The 15922-nt window shown below is 72.4% G+C and carries 14 protein-coding genes; 8 read left to right on the top strand and 6 right to left on the bottom strand.

Going from position 1 to position 15922, the window contains the following annotated elements:
• Positions 1-4 precede the first annotated feature (4 nt).
• Together ACOJUF_RS19080 and ACOJUF_RS19075 are read left to right on the top strand one after the other, a co-directional pair.
• Entirely contained in the window at positions 5-1561 is a 1557-nt protein-coding gene (locus tag ACOJUF_RS19080; protein ID WP_420123398.1) for a dihydrolipoyl dehydrogenase family protein, read from the top strand.
• A gap of 19 nt (positions 1562-1580) precedes the next feature.
• Entirely contained in the window at positions 1581-2144 is a 564-nt protein-coding gene (locus tag ACOJUF_RS19075; RefSeq protein WP_420123397.1) for an SHOCT domain-containing protein, read from the top strand.
• A 113-nt stretch (positions 2145-2257) separates the two neighbouring features.
• On the opposite strand, the gene ACOJUF_RS19070 is transcribed toward ACOJUF_RS19075, so the two are convergent.
• Positions 2258-2479 (bottom strand): heavy-metal-associated domain-containing protein, encoded by a 222-nt coding sequence (locus ACOJUF_RS19070; RefSeq protein WP_420123396.1) that lies wholly within the window; start codon positions 2477-2479, stop codon positions 2258-2260.
• A gap of 146 nt (positions 2480-2625) precedes the next feature.
• Here ACOJUF_RS19070 and ACOJUF_RS19065 point away from each other — a divergent pair, with 146 nt between their 5' ends.
• On the top strand, positions 2626-4581 hold the full coding sequence (locus ACOJUF_RS19065; protein WP_420123395.1) for a M13 family metallopeptidase: 1956 nt from the start codon (positions 2626-2628) through the stop codon (positions 4579-4581).
• Positions 4582-4588: 7 nt separating this feature from the next.
• On the opposite strand, the gene ACOJUF_RS19060 is transcribed toward ACOJUF_RS19065, so the two are convergent.
• From ACOJUF_RS19060 to ACOJUF_RS19045, 4 genes are all read right to left on the bottom strand, one after another.
• Positions 4589-5830, bottom strand: coding sequence for a GGDEF domain-containing protein (locus ACOJUF_RS19060; protein WP_420123394.1), 1242 nt, complete (start codon positions 5828-5830; stop codon positions 4589-4591).
• Between the two features lie 134 nt (positions 5831-5964).
• Positions 5965-7035: an MBL fold metallo-hydrolase gene (locus ACOJUF_RS19055; protein WP_420123425.1), complete on the bottom strand. Its 1071-nt coding sequence runs from the start codon at positions 7033-7035 to the stop codon at positions 5965-5967.
• Positions 7036-7184: 149 nt separating this feature from the next.
• Entirely contained in the window at positions 7185-8450 is a 1266-nt protein-coding gene (locus ACOJUF_RS19050; protein WP_420123393.1) for a TerD family protein, read from the bottom strand.
• Between the two features lie 46 nt (positions 8451-8496).
• The gene (locus tag ACOJUF_RS19045) at positions 8497-8814 is read right to left on the bottom strand and encodes a hypothetical protein (protein WP_420123392.1); all 318 of its coding nucleotides are present in this window, start codon (positions 8812-8814) and stop codon (positions 8497-8499) included.
• Between the two features lie 138 nt (positions 8815-8952).
• On the opposite strand from ACOJUF_RS19045, the gene ACOJUF_RS19040 reads away from it, so the two are divergent.
• From ACOJUF_RS19040 to ACOJUF_RS19030, 3 genes are all read left to right on the top strand, one after another.
• Complete coding sequence (locus ACOJUF_RS19040; RefSeq protein WP_420123391.1) at positions 8953-10773, top strand: amino acid permease; 1821 nt, start codon at positions 8953-8955, stop codon at positions 10771-10773.
• A 38-nt stretch (positions 10774-10811) separates the two neighbouring features.
• Positions 10812-11405 (top strand): hypothetical protein, encoded by a 594-nt coding sequence (locus ACOJUF_RS19035; RefSeq protein WP_420123390.1) that lies wholly within the window; start codon positions 10812-10814, stop codon positions 11403-11405.
• A gap of 109 nt (positions 11406-11514) precedes the next feature.
• Complete coding sequence (locus tag ACOJUF_RS19030) at positions 11515-12834, top strand: ATP-dependent 6-phosphofructokinase (RefSeq protein WP_420123389.1); 1320 nt, start codon at positions 11515-11517, stop codon at positions 12832-12834.
• Positions 12835-12840: 6 nt separating this feature from the next.
• Here ACOJUF_RS19030 and ACOJUF_RS19025 read toward each other — a convergent pair whose 3' ends face one another.
• Complete coding sequence (locus tag ACOJUF_RS19025) at positions 12841-13860, bottom strand: glutathione S-transferase family protein (RefSeq protein ID WP_420123388.1); 1020 nt, start codon at positions 13858-13860, stop codon at positions 12841-12843.
• 111 nt (positions 13861-13971) lie between these two features.
• Between ACOJUF_RS19025 and ACOJUF_RS19020 the strand changes: the two genes are divergently transcribed.
• Positions 13972-15078: a carboxylate-amine ligase gene (locus ACOJUF_RS19020; RefSeq protein WP_420123424.1), complete on the top strand. Its 1107-nt coding sequence runs from the start codon at positions 13972-13974 to the stop codon at positions 15076-15078.
• A gap of 558 nt (positions 15079-15636) precedes the next feature.
• Positions 15637-15922 (top strand): hypothetical protein (locus ACOJUF_RS19015; protein WP_420123387.1); only part of this gene is annotated, 286 nt, incomplete at its 3' end.

The raw sequence follows: 15922 nt of genomic DNA, 5'->3' as shown, positions 1-15922 counted from the left end.
GGGGATGGCCGCCACCTCGCCCGACCGTCCCGCCGCCGCCTCCGGCCACCCACCGGCCGACCTGACCGGGGAATCCGACACCTACGACGTGGTCGTGATCGGCGGGGGACCGCCCGGCGAGATCGTGGCGCAGTACGCGATCCAGGGCAGCGACCGCACGGCGGCCATCGTCGAGCACGAGCTGCTCGGCGGGGAGTGCTCGTACTGGGCGTGCATGCCCAGCAAGGCGCTGCTGCGGCCGGTGGAACTGCTGGACGCCGCGCGGCACATGCCCGGCGTGCAGTCCCTGGTCGCCGATCGCACCATCGACGTGCCCGCGGTGCTCGACCGGCGGGACGGGTTCACCAGCCACCACGAGGATCGGTGGCAGGTCAAGTGGGCCAACGACACCGGGATCGCGGTCGTCCGCGGGCACGCCCGGCTGGCCGGCGAGAAGCGGGTCGCGGTGACCACCGCGGACGGCCGCACCCGGACCATCACCGCCCGGCACGCCGTCGTCCTGGCCACCGGCACCACCGCCGCGGTGCCGGACCTGCCGGGGCTGCGGGCCGCCCGGCCCTGGATCTCCCGGGATGTCACCAACGTGCACGAGATCCCGCGCCGGGTCGCGGTGATCGGTGGCGGCGTGGTCGCCTGCGAGGCCGCGACCTGGCTGCGCGGCCTGGGGGTGGCCGAGCTGACGATCGTCGTCCGCGGCGGCGCCCTGCTCGAACGCAACGAGCCCTTCGCCGGCGAGCTGGTCGCCCGGACGTTCCGGGACGCCGGCGTCCGGGTGCTGCTGACCACCGGGGTCGACCGGGTGGAGCGGGTCGATCCGGCCGACACCGGCGAGGGCCGGATCCACGGGGGCGAGGTCAGCCTGCACCTGACCACCCCGGAGGGCGCCGAGACGATCACCGTCGACGAGCTCGTGGTCGCCGCCGGACGCACCCCGGCCACGTCCGACATCGGTCTGGACACCGTCGGTCTGAACGTGAGCGGCGACCACGGGTTCGTGGTCACCGACGACCGGCTGGCCGTCCGCGGGGTGCCCGGCGACTGGCTCTACGCCGTCGGCGACGTCACCGGCCGGGCGCTGCTCACCCACATGGGCAAGTACCAGGGGCGGATCGCCGGGGCCGTCATCGCCGCCCGCGCGCAGGGCCGGGAGCTGTCCGGCGACCGGTTCACCGACGTGGCCGACGACGGCCGGGTGCCGCAGGTGACGTTCACCGACCCGCAGGTCGCCTCGGTCGGGCGCACGGAGGCGCAGGCGCGCGCGGACGGGATCGCGGTGGAGACCGTCGAGTACGACCTGGCCGGGGTCGCCGGCGTCTCATTGCTGCGGGACGGCTACGTCGGCCGGGCCAAGCTGGTGCTCGACGCCTCGACGGACACCCTGGTCGGGGCGACGTTCGTCGGTCCGGAGGTCGCCGAGCTGGTGCATGCCGCCACGGTCGCGGTGGTCGGCGGGGTCACCCTCGACCGGCTCTGGCACGTGGTCCCGTCCTACCCGACGATGAGCGAGATCTGGCTCAAGCTGCTCGAGGCCAGGGACCAGCAGCGCCGCACGGCGCGATGAAGCAGTGGGATAGTGGGGCATGACCGGATTCATCGCCAAGTGGATGAAGATGCCCACCCTGGGCGAGCGGTTGCGCTCGGCGGGGGTCCGGGACGATCTGGTCCGGGCGGCCGAACGGACGGCGTTCGGCCGGCAGACCGACCGGGAACTGCCCCGGCTCGCCGAACTGCTCACCGACCAGGAGATGGTGGTGCAGCTGGTCGAGGGCCGGTGGACCAAGAAGATGGGGCTGTTCGCCCTCACCACCCGCCGGCTGCTGTTCGTGCCGTCCGGTGACGCGCCCTACGGCGCCGACATCGGTCTCGACGAGGTCGATTCGGTCGAGGCCGGCAAGCACCGGGGGATGGGCACCGTCGAGGTCGTCACCGCCGACGGCCGGTTGTTCGTCGACCAGATCCTGGGCACGCAGGCCGATGCGTTCGTCGAGAACGCCCGCCGGGCGATGAATCCCGCTGCCGACGGGCCGGCGCCGTATAAGGATCCGCTGGAGGAGCTGGCCGAGCTGCGCGCGCTCCGCGCCGCCGGGGTCATCGGCGACGAGGAGTTCGCGCAGCGCAAGCAGCGGCTCATGGACCAGATCTAGGGGTGTCCTGAAGAATCCGGCTCCTCCGTCGCCGCATTCACCCAGGCCACCCCTCCCGTGCTCGATGGTGGCCTCGCAGGCTCGGCCAACTCTAGACCGTCCGAACGCCCGGATCAGGACGCCAGCGCGTAGCCGGCCTCGTCGATCGCGTCCCGGACGGCTCCTTCCAGCAGCGGCACTTCGCTGACCACCGTCACCACCGACTCGTCGCCGGGGCGCAGCTCCACGTCGACCGACCGGACGCCGGCCAGCCGCCCGACCTCCTCGGTCACCGCGATCACGCAGGCGTCACAGGTCATTCCGGTCACTCGGTACTTCGCGGTGCGCTCGCCCATCGGGCTCCTTCCAGTGCTCCGGTACTCCTGATCTGTTCGAACGACGCAACGACGCCGCACATTCCGGCCCCGGATTCCACGGCGCGTACCGTGGGCCCGGACATCGGGCCCGGTGGGCCGGGCCGGGACGCACGAGGAGCACGCAGATGACCGCAGTCGCCGAGCCGGAGTACCAGGCCCCGCGGCCCCAGGACGACCTGTTCCGGCACGTGAACGGCTACTGGCTGGACACCGCCGAGATTCCCGCCGACCGGTCCGCCGACGGCGCCTTCTATCAGTTGCGGGACGACGCCGAGGCCGACAGCCGGGCCATCATCGAGGACGCCGCGGCCGGCGCGGCGGACGCCGAGCCCGGCACCCCGGTCCAGCTGATCGGCGACCTGTACCGCAGCTTCATGGACGTCGAGACGGTGGAACGGCGGGGCCTGGCGCCCATCGCCGAGCGGCTGGCCGCGGTGGCCGGGGTCGATTCCCCGGTCGCGCTGCTGCAGACGCTGGGGCGCCTGGAACGCGGGGGCATCGGCGGCGTCTTCGGCAGCTACGTCGACACCGATCCGGGCGACCCGGAGCGGTACACCGTCAACCTGACCCAGGGCGGCCTCGGGCTGCCGGACGAGTCCTACTACTCCGACGCGGCGCACGCCGACACGCTGGTCGCCTACACCGGGCACCTCCCCGGGTTCCTGGATCTGGCCGGCGTGCCGGACGCTGCCGGGCAGGGCGCGGCGGTCGTGGCCCTGGAGACCGAGCTGGCCGCCGGGCACTGGGACCGCGTCGCCTCCCGGGACAGCACCAAGACCTACAACCCGATGGACCGGGCGGGCCTGGACGAGCTGATGCCGGCGCCGTTCTGGGACGCCTGGCTGGCGGGCCTGGGCGCGGCGCCGTCCGTCCTGGACCGGGTCGTCGTCCGGCAGCCGGACTTCTTCCGTGCGCTGGCGGGGTTGCTCACCGCGGACCGGCTGCCCGCCTGGCGCTCGTGGCTGACCGCGCGGATCGTCCGGTCGCTGGCCCCGTACGGGCCGGCCGAGCTGGTCGAGAAGAACTTCGACTTCTACGGCCGCACCCTGTCCGGCACGCCCGAGCTGCGCGAGCGCTGGAAGCGGGGCGTCGCCTTCGTCGAGTCCGCGGCGAACGAGGCGGTGGGCCGGCTCTACGTCGAGCGGCACTTCCCGCCCGAGTCCAAGCGCCGGATGGACGCGCTGGTCGACAACCTGCTGGCCGCCTACCGGGCCGAGATCCGCACGCTGTCGTGGATGGGCGAGGACACCCGGTCCCGGGCGCTGGACAAGCTCGACTCCTTCACCCCGAAGATCGGGTACCCGGCCCGCTGGCGCGACTACTCGACGCTGACCGTGTCGGCCGATGACCTGATCGGCAATGCCGAGCGGGCGGCGGCGTTCGAGCTCGAGCGGGAGCTGGCCAAGCTCGGCGGCCCGGTCGACCGCGACGAGTGGTTCATGTCGCCGCAGACGGTCAACGCCTACTACAACCCCGGGATGAACGAGATCGTCTTCCCGGCCGCGATCCTGCAGCCGCCGTTCTTCGATCCAGCCGCCGACGACGCGGTGAACTACGGGGCGATCGGCGCGGTGATCGGGCACGAGATCGGGCACGGTTTCGACGACCAGGGGTCCAAGTACGACGGCCGCGGCGCCCTGCACGACTGGTGGACCCCGCAGGACCGGGCGGCGTTCGAGGCGCTGACCGGTCGGCTGATCGAGCAGTACTCGGCGCTCGAGCCGCGGAACACCCCCGGCCACCACGTCAACGGCGCCCTCACGATCGGCGAGAACATCGGGGACGTCGGCGGTGTGGGCATCGCCTTCCAGGCCTGGCGGATGTCGCTGGGCGGGGCGCCCGCCCCGGAGATCGACGGGCTGACCGGTGCGCAGCGGTTCTTCCGGTCGTGGGCGACGGTCTGGCGGCTCAAGATGCGCGAGGCCGAACAGATCCGGATGCTGGCGATCGACCCGCACTCGCCCGCCGAGTTCCGCTGCAACCAGGTCGTGCGCAACCTGGACGGGTTCCACGAGGCGTTCGCGGTGCAGCCCACCGACGCGCTCTGGCTGGACCCGGCCGACCGGGTGCGCATCTGGTAGTCGACCCCTACGGGTGGTGGGCACCCAGGTCGGCGTCCGTCGCCGGCCCGGCGATCCGGACGGTGTTGCGGCCGGCCAGCTTGGCCCGGTAGAGCGCCTGATCGGCCCGGGCCAGCACGACGGCCAGCTCCATCGGCGTCTGGCCGCTCGCCACCACGGCCACGCCGATGCTCACCGTCACCGGTTCGGGCAGGCTCGTCGACTCGTCGGCGACCGCCCGCCGGAGACGCTCCGCGACCTCGCCGGCGTCGGCGGCCAGGGTGTCGGGCAGCAGCACGCAGAACTCCTCGCCGCCGAACCGGGCGATCAGGTCGCGGGGGCGCACGTGGCCGGTGATGATGCGGGCGACCTGCTCCAGCGCCCGGTCGCCGCCCAGATGGCCGTGCCGCTCGTTGTAGCGGCGGAAGTGGTCGATGTCGGCGAAGATCACCGCCCAGGACCGGCGGTGGGCGCTCATCCGGCGGATCTCCTCGGCGGCCAGCTGCTGCCAGGCGGTGAAGACCAGCAGGCCGGTCTTGGGATCGCGGGTCGCCCGCTCCTGCAGTGGCCGGTGCAGCACGGACTGCTGCAGGAAGCCGTACGCCGGGACCATCAGCAGCACGAACCACGGGGCGTCCGCGCCGAGCAGGCCGGTGAGGGCGCCGATGGTCAGGACCCCGGACTCGGTGAGGTAGAACGCCGGGTCGGCCAGCGTGCGGCGCAGCCAGACCTCGTCCGCGGCGGTGTTGAGCCAGGCGGCGACGGCCAGCATCGCCGCCTCGACGGCCAGGAAGCTCAGGATGCCGGCGACCATGATCAGCAGGCCGGGGGCGCCCGACTCGAGCGTGGGCGGGGCGCCGGTCGGGGCCGTCACGATCAGCCCCGCGACGGCTCCGGCGCACATCAGGAAGCAGGCCGACGCGCACCACTTCCACAGCGTGACCCGCATCCCGCGCCACCGGGCGTGGGCGTAGATCAGCGCGACCACGGGAATCAGGTAGACCGCGGGCAACAGCACGGCGGCCGCCATGGGCCAGGCGGACAGCGCCTTGTGCGGCCGCTGCTGGGCGACGGTGCCGCCCTCGAACAGCCGGCCGATCTCGACGCTCACCACGCTTCCGGCGACCAGGGCGGCGGCGGTCAGCAGGTCGCGGACCGGGACCGGCGGGGACGGCCAGGTGGTCGTCAGCGCCGGCAGGGCCAGGGCCAGCAGGACGGCCACGCCGACCCAGAGCCGCGCCCGGAGCGGCGCGGCGGCGAATTCACGCACCGCCGTCACCCGACCACCGCTTCTCGCCACCCGCCCCTGCCGCTCCCCGGGCCCGGCCGGACCGGGCCACGCCCCGGTGACGGGACGTGATCGACCCATTGTTCCACCCGGCGTGACGATCCGGACACAGCTCGTCAGGTGGTGGGGTCGGGACCCTCCCACCATGGGTCGGCCGGCCCGGGCCGGGTGGCGTCCACCCGCTCACCGGGCCGGGGGGTTGCGATGCGGGCGTCGCCACCGCCCGCGGTGAGCCGGCGGACCGGTTCGGCCCACGAGTGCAGGGCCAGGTCGAACGTGGCCCAGTGGATCGGCACCAGCAACCCGCCGCCGAGATCGCGGTGCGCGTCCAGGGCCTCCTCGGGGTTGAGGTGGATGTCGGGCCAGTGCTCGTCGTAGGCACCGATCGGCAGGATCGTGACGTCGAACGGACCCCGGTCCCGCCCGGTCTGCGCGAACGCCTCGGTGTACCCGGTGTCGCCGCCGAAGTACACGCGGTGGCGCGGGCCGATCAGGGCCCAGGAGCACCACAGGGTGGTGTTGCGGCGCAGGCCCCGACCCGAGAAGTGGCGGTTGCGGGCGCAGACCAGTTCGAGACCGTCGACGGTGTGGGAGTCGTCCCAGTCCAGCTCGACGATCCGGTCATCGGGGACACCCCACCGGCGCAGGTGCGCGCCGATACCCAGTGGCACCAGGAACGGCGCCGACTGCGTGGCCACCAGCTGGCGCACCGTGGCCAGGTCGAGGTGGTCGTAGTGGTCGTGCGAGATGACGACGGCGGTCAGCGCCGGCAGCTGGCCGACGGCGATCGGCACCGGATGCAGCCGGGCCGGCCCGACGGTCGGCGACGGCGAGACGCGCCGCGACCAGACCGGATCGGTCAGCACGAACCGGCCGTCGATCTCGATCAACGTGGTGGCGTGGCCCAGCCAGGTGACGGCGAGGTCCCCGGCCTGCGCCGGCGGCGGCGCGGTGACCAGCGGGACGGCCGTCGACGGCCGCCCGCCGTCCCGACGCCGCAGCAGGGCCGGCAGCAGGGACAGCCCGTCGCGCAGGGTGAGCACGGCGGACGGCTCCGGATTGCTGAACGTGCGGCCGTCGTAGCGGGGTGACCCGCTCGCGACGGGGCGGATCTGCGCGGCCCCGGCGCCGATGGCGGTCGGCAGCCCGCGAGCGGCCCGGCCGACCGTCCGGGTCAGGGCGGACATGGACAGGGCAGCCAGCGCGGCAGCCGGCCAGATCAGGCGGCGGGGTCCCCGCCGCGGCATTACTTGATGTGTCACCCGTCCAGTGTGCGACGGGTTCCTGTGGGCTTGCCGAGCGGCCGGGTCGATCCCCGGCGCCCGCCGGCGGCGCCCTATTTGAACGCGTTCAGCGGGCCGGCGTCCATCCGCACGATCAAGTCGTCCCCGACGACCGGGCGGTGCTCGCTGCCGGGCGCGGAGTACAGCTCCAGGAACTGGATGCGCACCCCGTCCGGATCGTTGATGATGATGCCCGGCACGCAGGTGTAGACGGCGTCGTCGGCCGATGCGCTGGTCGCGTCGATGGTCACGGTGTCACCGCCGCCCTGCTCGGTGGAACCGTTGTCGATCGCCATCGACACCTGGTACCGGCGGAAGGACCCGGTGCCGTTCGACTGGGCCGAGTAGACGACCGGCACGACCGCCGCGATCTGCGGATTCAGGGTGATCTCGACACTCTCCCGGCCCAGGTCGGACCCGATGGTCGGGGTGGCCTTGCGGCGCCACCCGCGCGGCTTGGTGCCCTGCGTGCGGCCCACGTCACCGCCGTGCCGGACCGCCCCGTCGGCCGTGGCGGGGCGGACGTCGTGCGGCGCGTCGGCGGTGCCGAAGGTGGACACCGTCTCGGTGCGCCCGTCCCGGTACCGGACGAGGGCGAAGATGTCGTAGTCGGTGGCCCGGGGCCAGGTGCAGGTGGCGACGATGAGCGGGGTCCGGGTGATCGTGACCTGCTCGCCCTTGCGCAGGTTGATCGTCCCGGTACGGGTGCCCAGGTCGACGGCGTCGATGCCCGGCTTGCGCAGGTTGATGGCCGGAGCGGGCCCCGGGGCAGGAACCGGGGCGGGCGGCGCGCCCGGGCCGGAGGCGGCGGGCGTCTCGCCCGGGCCCTCGTCCTCGACGTCCACTCCGTGCGCCCGGACCAGGGCGGCGAAGCCCTCGGTCCACCCGGCGCAGACGTTGCGCAGCTTCCACTGGCCGGCCCGGCGGTAGATCTCGGCGACCACGACCGCCCGCTCGGTGGTCAGGCCGGTCACCGGCAGGGACGTGCCGTCCGGGCCGACGGTCACGGCCAGCGGGCTGGCCGCCAGCGGAGCCGGGTCGGCGTCGTCCTGCACCGCGGCGACGACGACCTTGTCCACCCCGTCCGGCACGGCGGCCAGGTCGATCGCGGCCCGGTGCCCGTCGACGGCGACCCCGGGGACCGACGGGTTGTTGAAGAACACGAAGTCGGCGTCGTTGCGCACCCGGCCGTCCGGTCCCACGAGGAAGGCGAGCACGCTGGCCTGCGGCGGCAGCCCGTCGATCCGCACGTCGGCCTGCGGATGGCGCCAAGGCACGTTCCCGCCCTTGGCCAGCGGTGTCGTCGGCGGTGTCGTCATCGGGTCGTCTCCCAGCGGTCGGCTGCCCGCCATGGTGCCAGCCGGCTCACGCCCGCCGGACGGTCGTGATGACGACGGGGGCCGGCCCCCGGTTGACCAGGCCGCGCAGCGGCAGCCCGACCAGGAAGAGCACGTCGCCGCCGCGGCAGGTCTGCCGGGCGCCGCCGATCGCCTCGAGATCGATCTCGCCGGACTCGATCAGCACCAGGCAGTCGGCCCAGTCGGCGGACCGGTAGGGGCGGCAGTGACCCGGTTCGATCCGGACGGTCGTCCGGCGGAACCCGGGCCGGTCGGCTCCGGGCAGCGTCGGCGCGTCGTCGTCGGCGGTCACCGAGCAGTGACCGGGGGCGAGGGCCGGACTCATCGCTGGCGACCGGAACCACCTGACCGATCGGTAACACAACGGTGACCCGATTCGTCTTGCCGCGACGCGGCCGGGGGCGCACAGTGAGACCGCTCTTCACTCCCAGGCGCCACATGGTCACCGATTGTGAGGTAGGCGATGTCAGGATCTCCGGAGCTGCACAAGGGACTGAGCCAGCGGCATCTGACGATGATCGCGATGGGCGGGGTGATCGGCGCGGGCCTGTTCGTCGGCTCCGGCGCGGTCATCAACGACGCCGGGCCGGCCGCGTTCCTCAGTTACGCGCTGTGCGGCGTGCTCATCGTCATGGTGATGCGGATGCTCGGCGAGATGGCGGTGGCCAACCCGTCGACCGGATCGTTCGCCGACTACGCCCGCCGGGCGCTGGGCGGTTGGGCGGGCTTCGCGGTCGGCTGGCTCTACTGGTACTTCTGGGTCATCGTCGTCGGCTTCGAGGCGGTCGCCGGCGCCAAGATCCTCCAGTACTGGATCGACGCCCCGCTGTGGCTGATGTCGCTGATCCTGATGGTGCTGATGACGGCGACGAACCTGTTCTCGGTGCGCTCGTTCGGCGAGTTCGAGTTCTGGTTCGCCGGCATCAAGGTCGCGGCGATCATCGTGTTCATCGCGCTGGGCACCCTGTATGTATTCGGCCTGTGGCCGAACAAGAGCATGGACTTCTCGAACCTGTGGGCGCAGGGCGGCTTCCTGCCCAACGGGTGGGGGGCCGTGTTCTCCGGGATCGTCGTGGTGATCTTCTCGATGGTCGGCGCCGAGATCGCGACGATCGCCGCGGCCGAGTCCAAGGACCCGGCCAAGGCCATCGCCCGGGCGACCAACTCGGTCATCGTCCGGATCGCGATCTTCTTCGTCGGTTCGGTGTTCCTGCTGGCGGTCATCCTGCCGTGGAACTCCACCGAGCTGGGTGAATCGCCGTACGTCAGCGCGTTCAAGGTGATGGGTCTGCCGTTCGTCGACCACCTGATGAACGCGGTGGTACTGACCGCGGTGCTGTCCTGCCTGAACTCGGGCCTGTACACGGCCTCCCGGATGCTGTTCGTGCTGGCCGCGCGGCGGGAGGCGCCGGTCGCCCTGATCACCGTGAACGGCCGCGGGGTGCCGGTGTGGGCGATCCTGTTCTCCACCGTCGTCGGCTTCCTGTGCGTCATCGCGGCGGCCATCGCGCCCGACACGGTGTTCCTGTTCCTGCTGAACTCCTCCGGCGCGATCATCCTGTTCGTCTACCTGCTGATCGCGATCTCCCAGCTGATCCTGCGCCGGCGGACGCCGCCGGAGCGGCTGCAGGTCAAGATGTGGCTGTACCCGGCGCTGACCGTGCTGACGATCGCGGCGATGGTGGCCGTGCTGGTGATGATGGGTCTGGAGGAGTCGACGCAATCGCAGTTGTGGCTCAGCCTGCTCGCGTTCGGCGTCGTCCTGCTGCTGTACGCGGTGACCAAGGCCCGGGGTGGCTCGGTCGACCGGGACGTCGACGCCGCCCCGTCCCCGGGTGGTACCCGGGTGCTGGTCCTGGCCAACGAGACCGTCGGCGCGGGCGAATTGCTCGACGAGCTCAAGGCCATCGACGCCGAGGGCGCCGCCCGGTACTTCGTCTGCGTGCCGGCCAACCCGGTGGACACCGGCCAGGCCGAGCACACCGGCGCCGTCTGGGTCTGGGAGGAGACGGTCCGCGCCGCCCAGGCCCGGCTCGACGGCACGCTGCGGACCATGCGCGAGCACGGGCTGCAGGCCGATGGCGAGCTGGGGGACCACCGGCCGATGGCCGCGCTGACCGCGGCCGCCGCCGAGTTCGAGCCCGACCGGATCGTCATCTGCACCCATCCGGAGGTGCACTCCGCCTGGCTGCGGCAGGACGTGGTGGAACGGGCGCGCAAGGCGTTCCCGGCGGTGCCGGTCCGGCACATCGTCGCGCACCTCACCGAACCCGCGGGCGGCTGACCGCGGAGGCGGTCCCCGGGCTCGCCTACCGTGGAGGCATGCTGAGATTCGACGGCGCCATCGCCGGCCTGGGCACCGCCTCCGGGACCCGCATCGTGGTCGGCATGTGGCCGTCGTCGCCGTTCGGGGCGGTCACCGACGTGATGATCCAGCGGGCCGACGGGCACCGCATCCTGCTCGCCCCCAGCGAGGAGTTCGCGGACTTCATCCGGTCGATGTACACGTTCGACGAGGTGCGGGTCGAGCCGGTGCTGCGGATGCGGGACGGGCGCACCTGGATGATCGCGACCGACGACCTGGCCCTGACCTTCGAGGTGGGTGGCCGTCCGCCGGTCGGCCTGGCCCTGCTGGCCGTGCCGCGGTCGGTGGCCCGGTCCCGGTGGTGGGCGGGCGCGGTGAGCCCGATCGCCCGGCTGGCGATGCACGGCATCCGCACGCGTGGCCGGACGGCCGACGGCCGGCGCGAGTGGTACTGCGCCCAGGACCTGCGGCACATCGTCTCGGCCGACGCGCGCTTCGACGGCGTCGACCTGGGCGAGCTGCGCCCGGTCGACCCGCCGGTCGCGTTCGGGTTCTCCTCGGTCCCGCCCCGGCCGAGCCTGGTGCGGGTGCTCACCCAGCTGACCGACTGATCCCGCTGGCGGCCGGGTGCCCGGCCCGGCGGTGGCGGCGGCCTGACGGCGCCCAGGAGTTTGCGCCAGGGATACATACCGGACACAGCGCCGGGGCACGATCGGCCGCATGGTGACGCTCGCGGATCTGCAGGTGCGGCAGCTGGGCGAGTGCCGGCACATCTCGCCGCTGGGGAAGTACGTCGCCGCCCGGGAGACCAACGACCACTACGTCGACGAGAACGACCGGGTGCTCTTCGACGACACCCTGCGGCTGGTCGCCGCGCACGGGGTGCCGCTGGCCGAGCTGCCGACGCTGGAGCCCGGCGGCCCGCGGCAGAAGATCTTCTTCCCGCCGGGCGCCACCCGGGCCGGCATCGTGACCTGCGGTGGCCTGTGCCCGGGCCTGAACGACGTGATCCGTGGCCTGGTGATGGAGCTGAACATCCACTACGAGGTCAGCGACGTCGTCGGTTTCCGCAACGGCTACGCCGGTCTGGTGCCGGAGAGCGGCCTGGAACCGATCGCGTTGACCCCCGAGCGGGTCGCCAAGATCAACATGCAGGGCGGGACCGTGCTCGGCACCTCGCGCGGCGCCCAGGATCCCGAGGTGATGGTCGACCGCCTGGTCGAGTTGGGCATCGACATCCTGTTCGTGATCGGCGGGGACGGGTCGATGCGCGGCGCCAGCCGGATCGCGGCGGTCGCCCGGCACCGGGGCCTGGCCATCTCGGTGATCGGGATCCCGAAGACCATCGACAACGACATCCCCTTCATCGGCCAGAGCTTCGGCTTCCAGACGGCGTTCACGGTGGCCGCCCAATCGATCGCCGCGGCCCAGGTCGAGGCGCAGTCGGCGATCAACGGCATCGGCCTGGTGCAGCTGATGGGCCGGCACGCCGGGTTCATCGCCTGCTACGCCGCCCTGGCCAACCATCACGCCGACTTCGTCCTGATCCCCGAGGTGCCGTTCGGGCTGGACGGCGACTCCGGGTTCCTGGCCGCGCTGGAGCGGCGGGTGGCTGAGCGGGGCAGCGCCGTGGTGGTCGTCGCCGAGGGCGCGGGCCAGGACCTGCTCACCGACGTGCGGGCCACCGACGCCTCGGGCAACAAGCGGCTCGGCGACATCGGCCGGTACCTCGAGGCCCGGATGCAGGGCCACTACCGGTCGCTGGGCCGCGAGCTGACGCTCAAGTACATCAAGCCCAGCTACTCGATCCGGGCGGTCCCGGCGAAGGCGTTCGACTCGGTGTACTGCGTGCGGCTGGCCCAGGCCGCCGCGCACGCCGGGATGGCCGGCCGGACCGACATGGTCGTCGGCCGCCGGCACAACCGGTTCGTGCACGTCCCGATCGACACCGTCGTCTCGCACGGCAACACCGTGGCGCCGGACGGCGACCTGTGGCTGTCGGTCCTGGAATCGACCGCCCAGCCGGCCGAGATGCGCTGAGCCGGGTCAGGCCGGGCCGTCGCGCTCCGTCGTCCAGTCGGCGGTGAGCATCTCGTCGACGGGTGGGGTCGGCGGCGGGGTGCCGTCCCCGAACGGCCGGCCGCCCAGCGTCTCCCGGCCGTGCGGGCTGAACCAGCCGGCGAGATCGGGCCCGTCGGGCACGATCTGCGTCGGATTGATGGTCGTGTGCACCTTGTAGTAGTGATGCTTGATCTGTACGAAGTCGGTGGTGTCACCGAATCCGGGCGTCTGGAACAGATCTCGCGCGTAGGCCCAGAGCACCGGCATCTCGGTCAGCTTGGTCCGGTTGCACTTGAAGTGGCCGTGGTACACCGGGTCGAACCGGGCGAGCGTGGTGAACAGCCGCACGTCGGCCTCGGTGATGGTGTCGCCGACCAGGTACCGCCGGTCGGCCAGGCGGTCGCTCAGCCAGTCCAGGGCGGTGAACAGGCGGGCGTAGGCGGCGTCGTAGGCGTCCTGCGAGCCGGCGAACCCGCACCGGTACACGCCGTTGTTGACCTCGCTGTAGACGCGGCGGTTGACCTCGTCGATCTCGTCCCGGTGCGCGGCCGGGTAGAGGTCGGGGGCACCGGGCCGGTGGAACTCGGTCCACTCGGTGGCGAAGTCCAGCGTGATCTGCGGGAAGTCGTTGGTGACGACGGCGCCGGTGGGCACGTCGACGATCGCCGGGACGGTGATGCCCCTGGGGTACTGCGGGTCGCGGGCGAAGTAGGCCTGCTGGATCCGCTCGATGCCCAGCACCGGGTCGACGCCGCCGGGATCCAGGTCGAAGGTCCAGCTGCGCTCGTCGTGGGTGGGACCGCAGACGCCGATCGAGATGACGTCCTCCAGGCCGAGCAGCCGGCGCACGATCGTCGTGCGGGTGGCCCACGGGCAGGCGCGTGCGACGACGAGCCGGTAGCGGCCGGGCTCGACCGGGTAGCCGTCCCGGCCGTCCCGGGTGATCCTGGTCGTGATGTACCGGGTGTCCCGTTCGAATGGTTTCGAGCGATTCTCGTCGGCCATGCCGTCCCCTCCCCATGCGCTGGCATCGAAAACTGGTCCAGTCTGCGCTGTACCCGAAACAGCGCGGCAACGAACCCCGGGTGGGCGGTGGGGGAGACTGGCCCGGTGGGGATGAACAGCGGGCTGCGTACCGTCGGGGTCGAGGAAGAGCTGATGCTGGTCGATCCGGTGTCCGGCACGCCGGCCTCGGCGGGCGACACCGTGCACGAGGCGGCGGTGGCGCGGCTGGGGGCGGGGGCCGACCACCTGGTCGAGCGTGAGTTCAAGATGGAGCAGACGGAGATCGGATCAACCCCGACGACCGACGTGGCCGCCCTGCGGGACGAGCTCCGGGTCGTCCGCCGCACGGTGGCCGCCGCCGCCGGCAGCACCGGCGTGCACGTGGTGGCGGTGGCGACGAACCCGTTCGAGGTCAACCCCACGCTGACCGAGAACGAGCGGTACGCCCGGATGGCCAAGATGTTCGGGATCATCGCCGCCCAGCAGCTCACCTGCGGGCAGCACATCCACGTCGCGATCTCCTCGCCCGAGGAGGGCGTCGCCGTCCTGGACCGGATCCGCGGCTGGCTGCCGCTGCTGATCGCCCTCTCGGCGAACTCGCCGTACTGGCAGGGGCAGGACACCGGGTACGCCAGCTACCGGTCGATCGCCTGGGGCCAGTGGCCCACCGCCGGGCCGACCGAGACGTTCGGATCGGTGGAGGGATACCACCGGGCGATCAACGACCTGCTTGCCACCGGGGCCGCAATGGACGACGGGATGATCTACTTCGACGCCCGGCTGTCGGCGTCCTACCCGACGCTGGAGATCCGGGTACCCGACGTCTGCATGGACGTCCGCGACTCCGCCCTGATCGCCGCCCTGGCCCGGGCGCTGGTGGACACCGCGTCCACGGAGTGGCGGCACGGTCACCCCGTCGATCCGATCCGAATCGAGGTGCTGCGCGGCGCCGCCTGGCGGGCGGCGCGGTTCGGCCTGTGCGGGGACCTGCTCGACCACCGCACCCGGACCGCGGTGCCGGCCTGGGCGATGATCGACGCACTGGTGCAGCACGTGCTGGCCGCCCTGCGGACCAACGGCGACCTCGAGCTGGTGCAGGAATCGCTGGCCCGGCTGCGGGACACCGGCACCGGGGCCGACCTGCAGCGGGCCGAGTTCGCCCGCCGCGGCCTGTTCATGGACGTCGTGCAGTTCGCCGCGCAACGCACGCTGGAGTAACGCGCTCACCGTCGTCGGCTTCCTGTCGCCGCGAGTTTCTCGTCGACCCAATGGATCTCGATCCGGGGTCGGGGTTGTTCTCGGGGTGGCGGCCAGGGTGGGGATGTCGGTGGGCGGGGTGGACGGCTGTGGTGGGTGTGGCCGGTCGGGGTGGTGGTGGTGATACCGGCTCCGGTGTCGGTGGTGTGGTCGGTGAGGTGGGTGGTCCAGCCGTCGAGGTCCTTGACCAGGTTGCAGGCGGTGCACCGGCCGTTGCCGTTGGGCAGGGTGGTGGGTCCGCCCTTGCTGAATGCGACGGCGTGGTCGGCCTGGCGGATTTGAGCGCCACCGGGAGGGCACGGCGCGATTCGCCTCCTTCGTCGCCGAATCCGCTTGGCCCTCCCTCAGTGTTGGATGGCGGCCTCGCAAGCTCGGCCGACCGGCGGGGGTTCGGCAGATTTGGTCGCGGGCGGCGAGGAAGATGCGGGCGGCGGGTGGGAAGTCGCGGCGGCGGGCGTCGGTGGTGAGTAGGTCCCCGGTGTCGGGGTCGGTGAACAGCCGCCGGATCCAGATCCGGGTGTGCTGGTCGGTGGTGAGCAGGTCACGGGCAATGGGGGCGGGGACGGGCCCGTAACCGAGGAGGTGGGCGGGTTCGGGGTCGTCGTCGGTCAGGGTCCGGTCGGTCATGATCAGGTGCAGTTCGATGGCGGGCCGTTCGGGGTCGCCGTCGCCCGGGGTGAGGGTGCGGCGGATGAGTTCGTCGGCCATGACCTGGCCCTTGCTGCGGTGGTCGTCGGCGGTGCTGTTGGCGGTCATCGCGGCGCGGTGCAGGGCCCCGTAGACGCTGACGCCTTCTTTCAGGGGG

It is taken from the genome of Nakamurella sp. (genome assembly GCF_048594475.1).
In the GTDB taxonomy this organism is placed as follows: domain Bacteria; phylum Actinomycetota; class Actinomycetes; order Mycobacteriales; family Nakamurellaceae; genus Nakamurella.
The sequence above is the reverse complement of the archived record's forward strand: the minus strand, read 5'-3'. Positions and strand labels throughout refer to the sequence as shown.

Coding starts and splice junctions, on each gene's coding strand:
- ACOJUF_RS19040 (WP_420123391.1), top strand. CDS start 8,953: ATGTCAGGATCTCCGGAGCTGCACAAGGGACTGAGCCAGCGGCATCTG.
- ACOJUF_RS19025 (WP_420123388.1), bottom strand. CDS start 13,860: ATGGCCGACGAGAATCGCTCGAAACCATTCGAACGGGACACCCGGTAC.
- ACOJUF_RS19030 (WP_420123389.1), top strand. CDS start 11,515: ATGGTGACGCTCGCGGATCTGCAGGTGCGGCAGCTGGGCGAGTGCCGG.
- ACOJUF_RS19045 (WP_420123392.1), bottom strand. CDS start 8,814: ATGAGTCCGGCCCTCGCCCCCGGTCACTGCTCGGTGACCGCCGACGAC.
- ACOJUF_RS19020 (WP_420123424.1), top strand. CDS start 13,972: ATGAACAGCGGGCTGCGTACCGTCGGGGTCGAGGAAGAGCTGATGCTG.
- ACOJUF_RS19065 (WP_420123395.1), top strand. CDS start 2,626: ATGACCGCAGTCGCCGAGCCGGAGTACCAGGCCCCGCGGCCCCAGGAC.
- ACOJUF_RS19070 (WP_420123396.1), bottom strand. CDS start 2,479: ATGGGCGAGCGCACCGCGAAGTACCGAGTGACCGGAATGACCTGTGAC.
- ACOJUF_RS19050 (WP_420123393.1), bottom strand. CDS start 8,450: ATGACGACACCGCCGACGACACCGCTGGCCAAGGGCGGGAACGTGCCT.
- ACOJUF_RS19055 (WP_420123425.1), bottom strand. CDS start 7,035: ATGTCCGCCCTGACCCGGACGGTCGGCCGGGCCGCTCGCGGGCTGCCG.
- ACOJUF_RS19080 (WP_420123398.1), top strand. CDS start 5: ATGGCCGCCACCTCGCCCGACCGTCCCGCCGCCGCCTCCGGCCACCCA.
- ACOJUF_RS19035 (WP_420123390.1), top strand. CDS start 10,812: ATGCTGAGATTCGACGGCGCCATCGCCGGCCTGGGCACCGCCTCCGGG.
- ACOJUF_RS19075 (WP_420123397.1), top strand. CDS start 1,581: ATGACCGGATTCATCGCCAAGTGGATGAAGATGCCCACCCTGGGCGAG.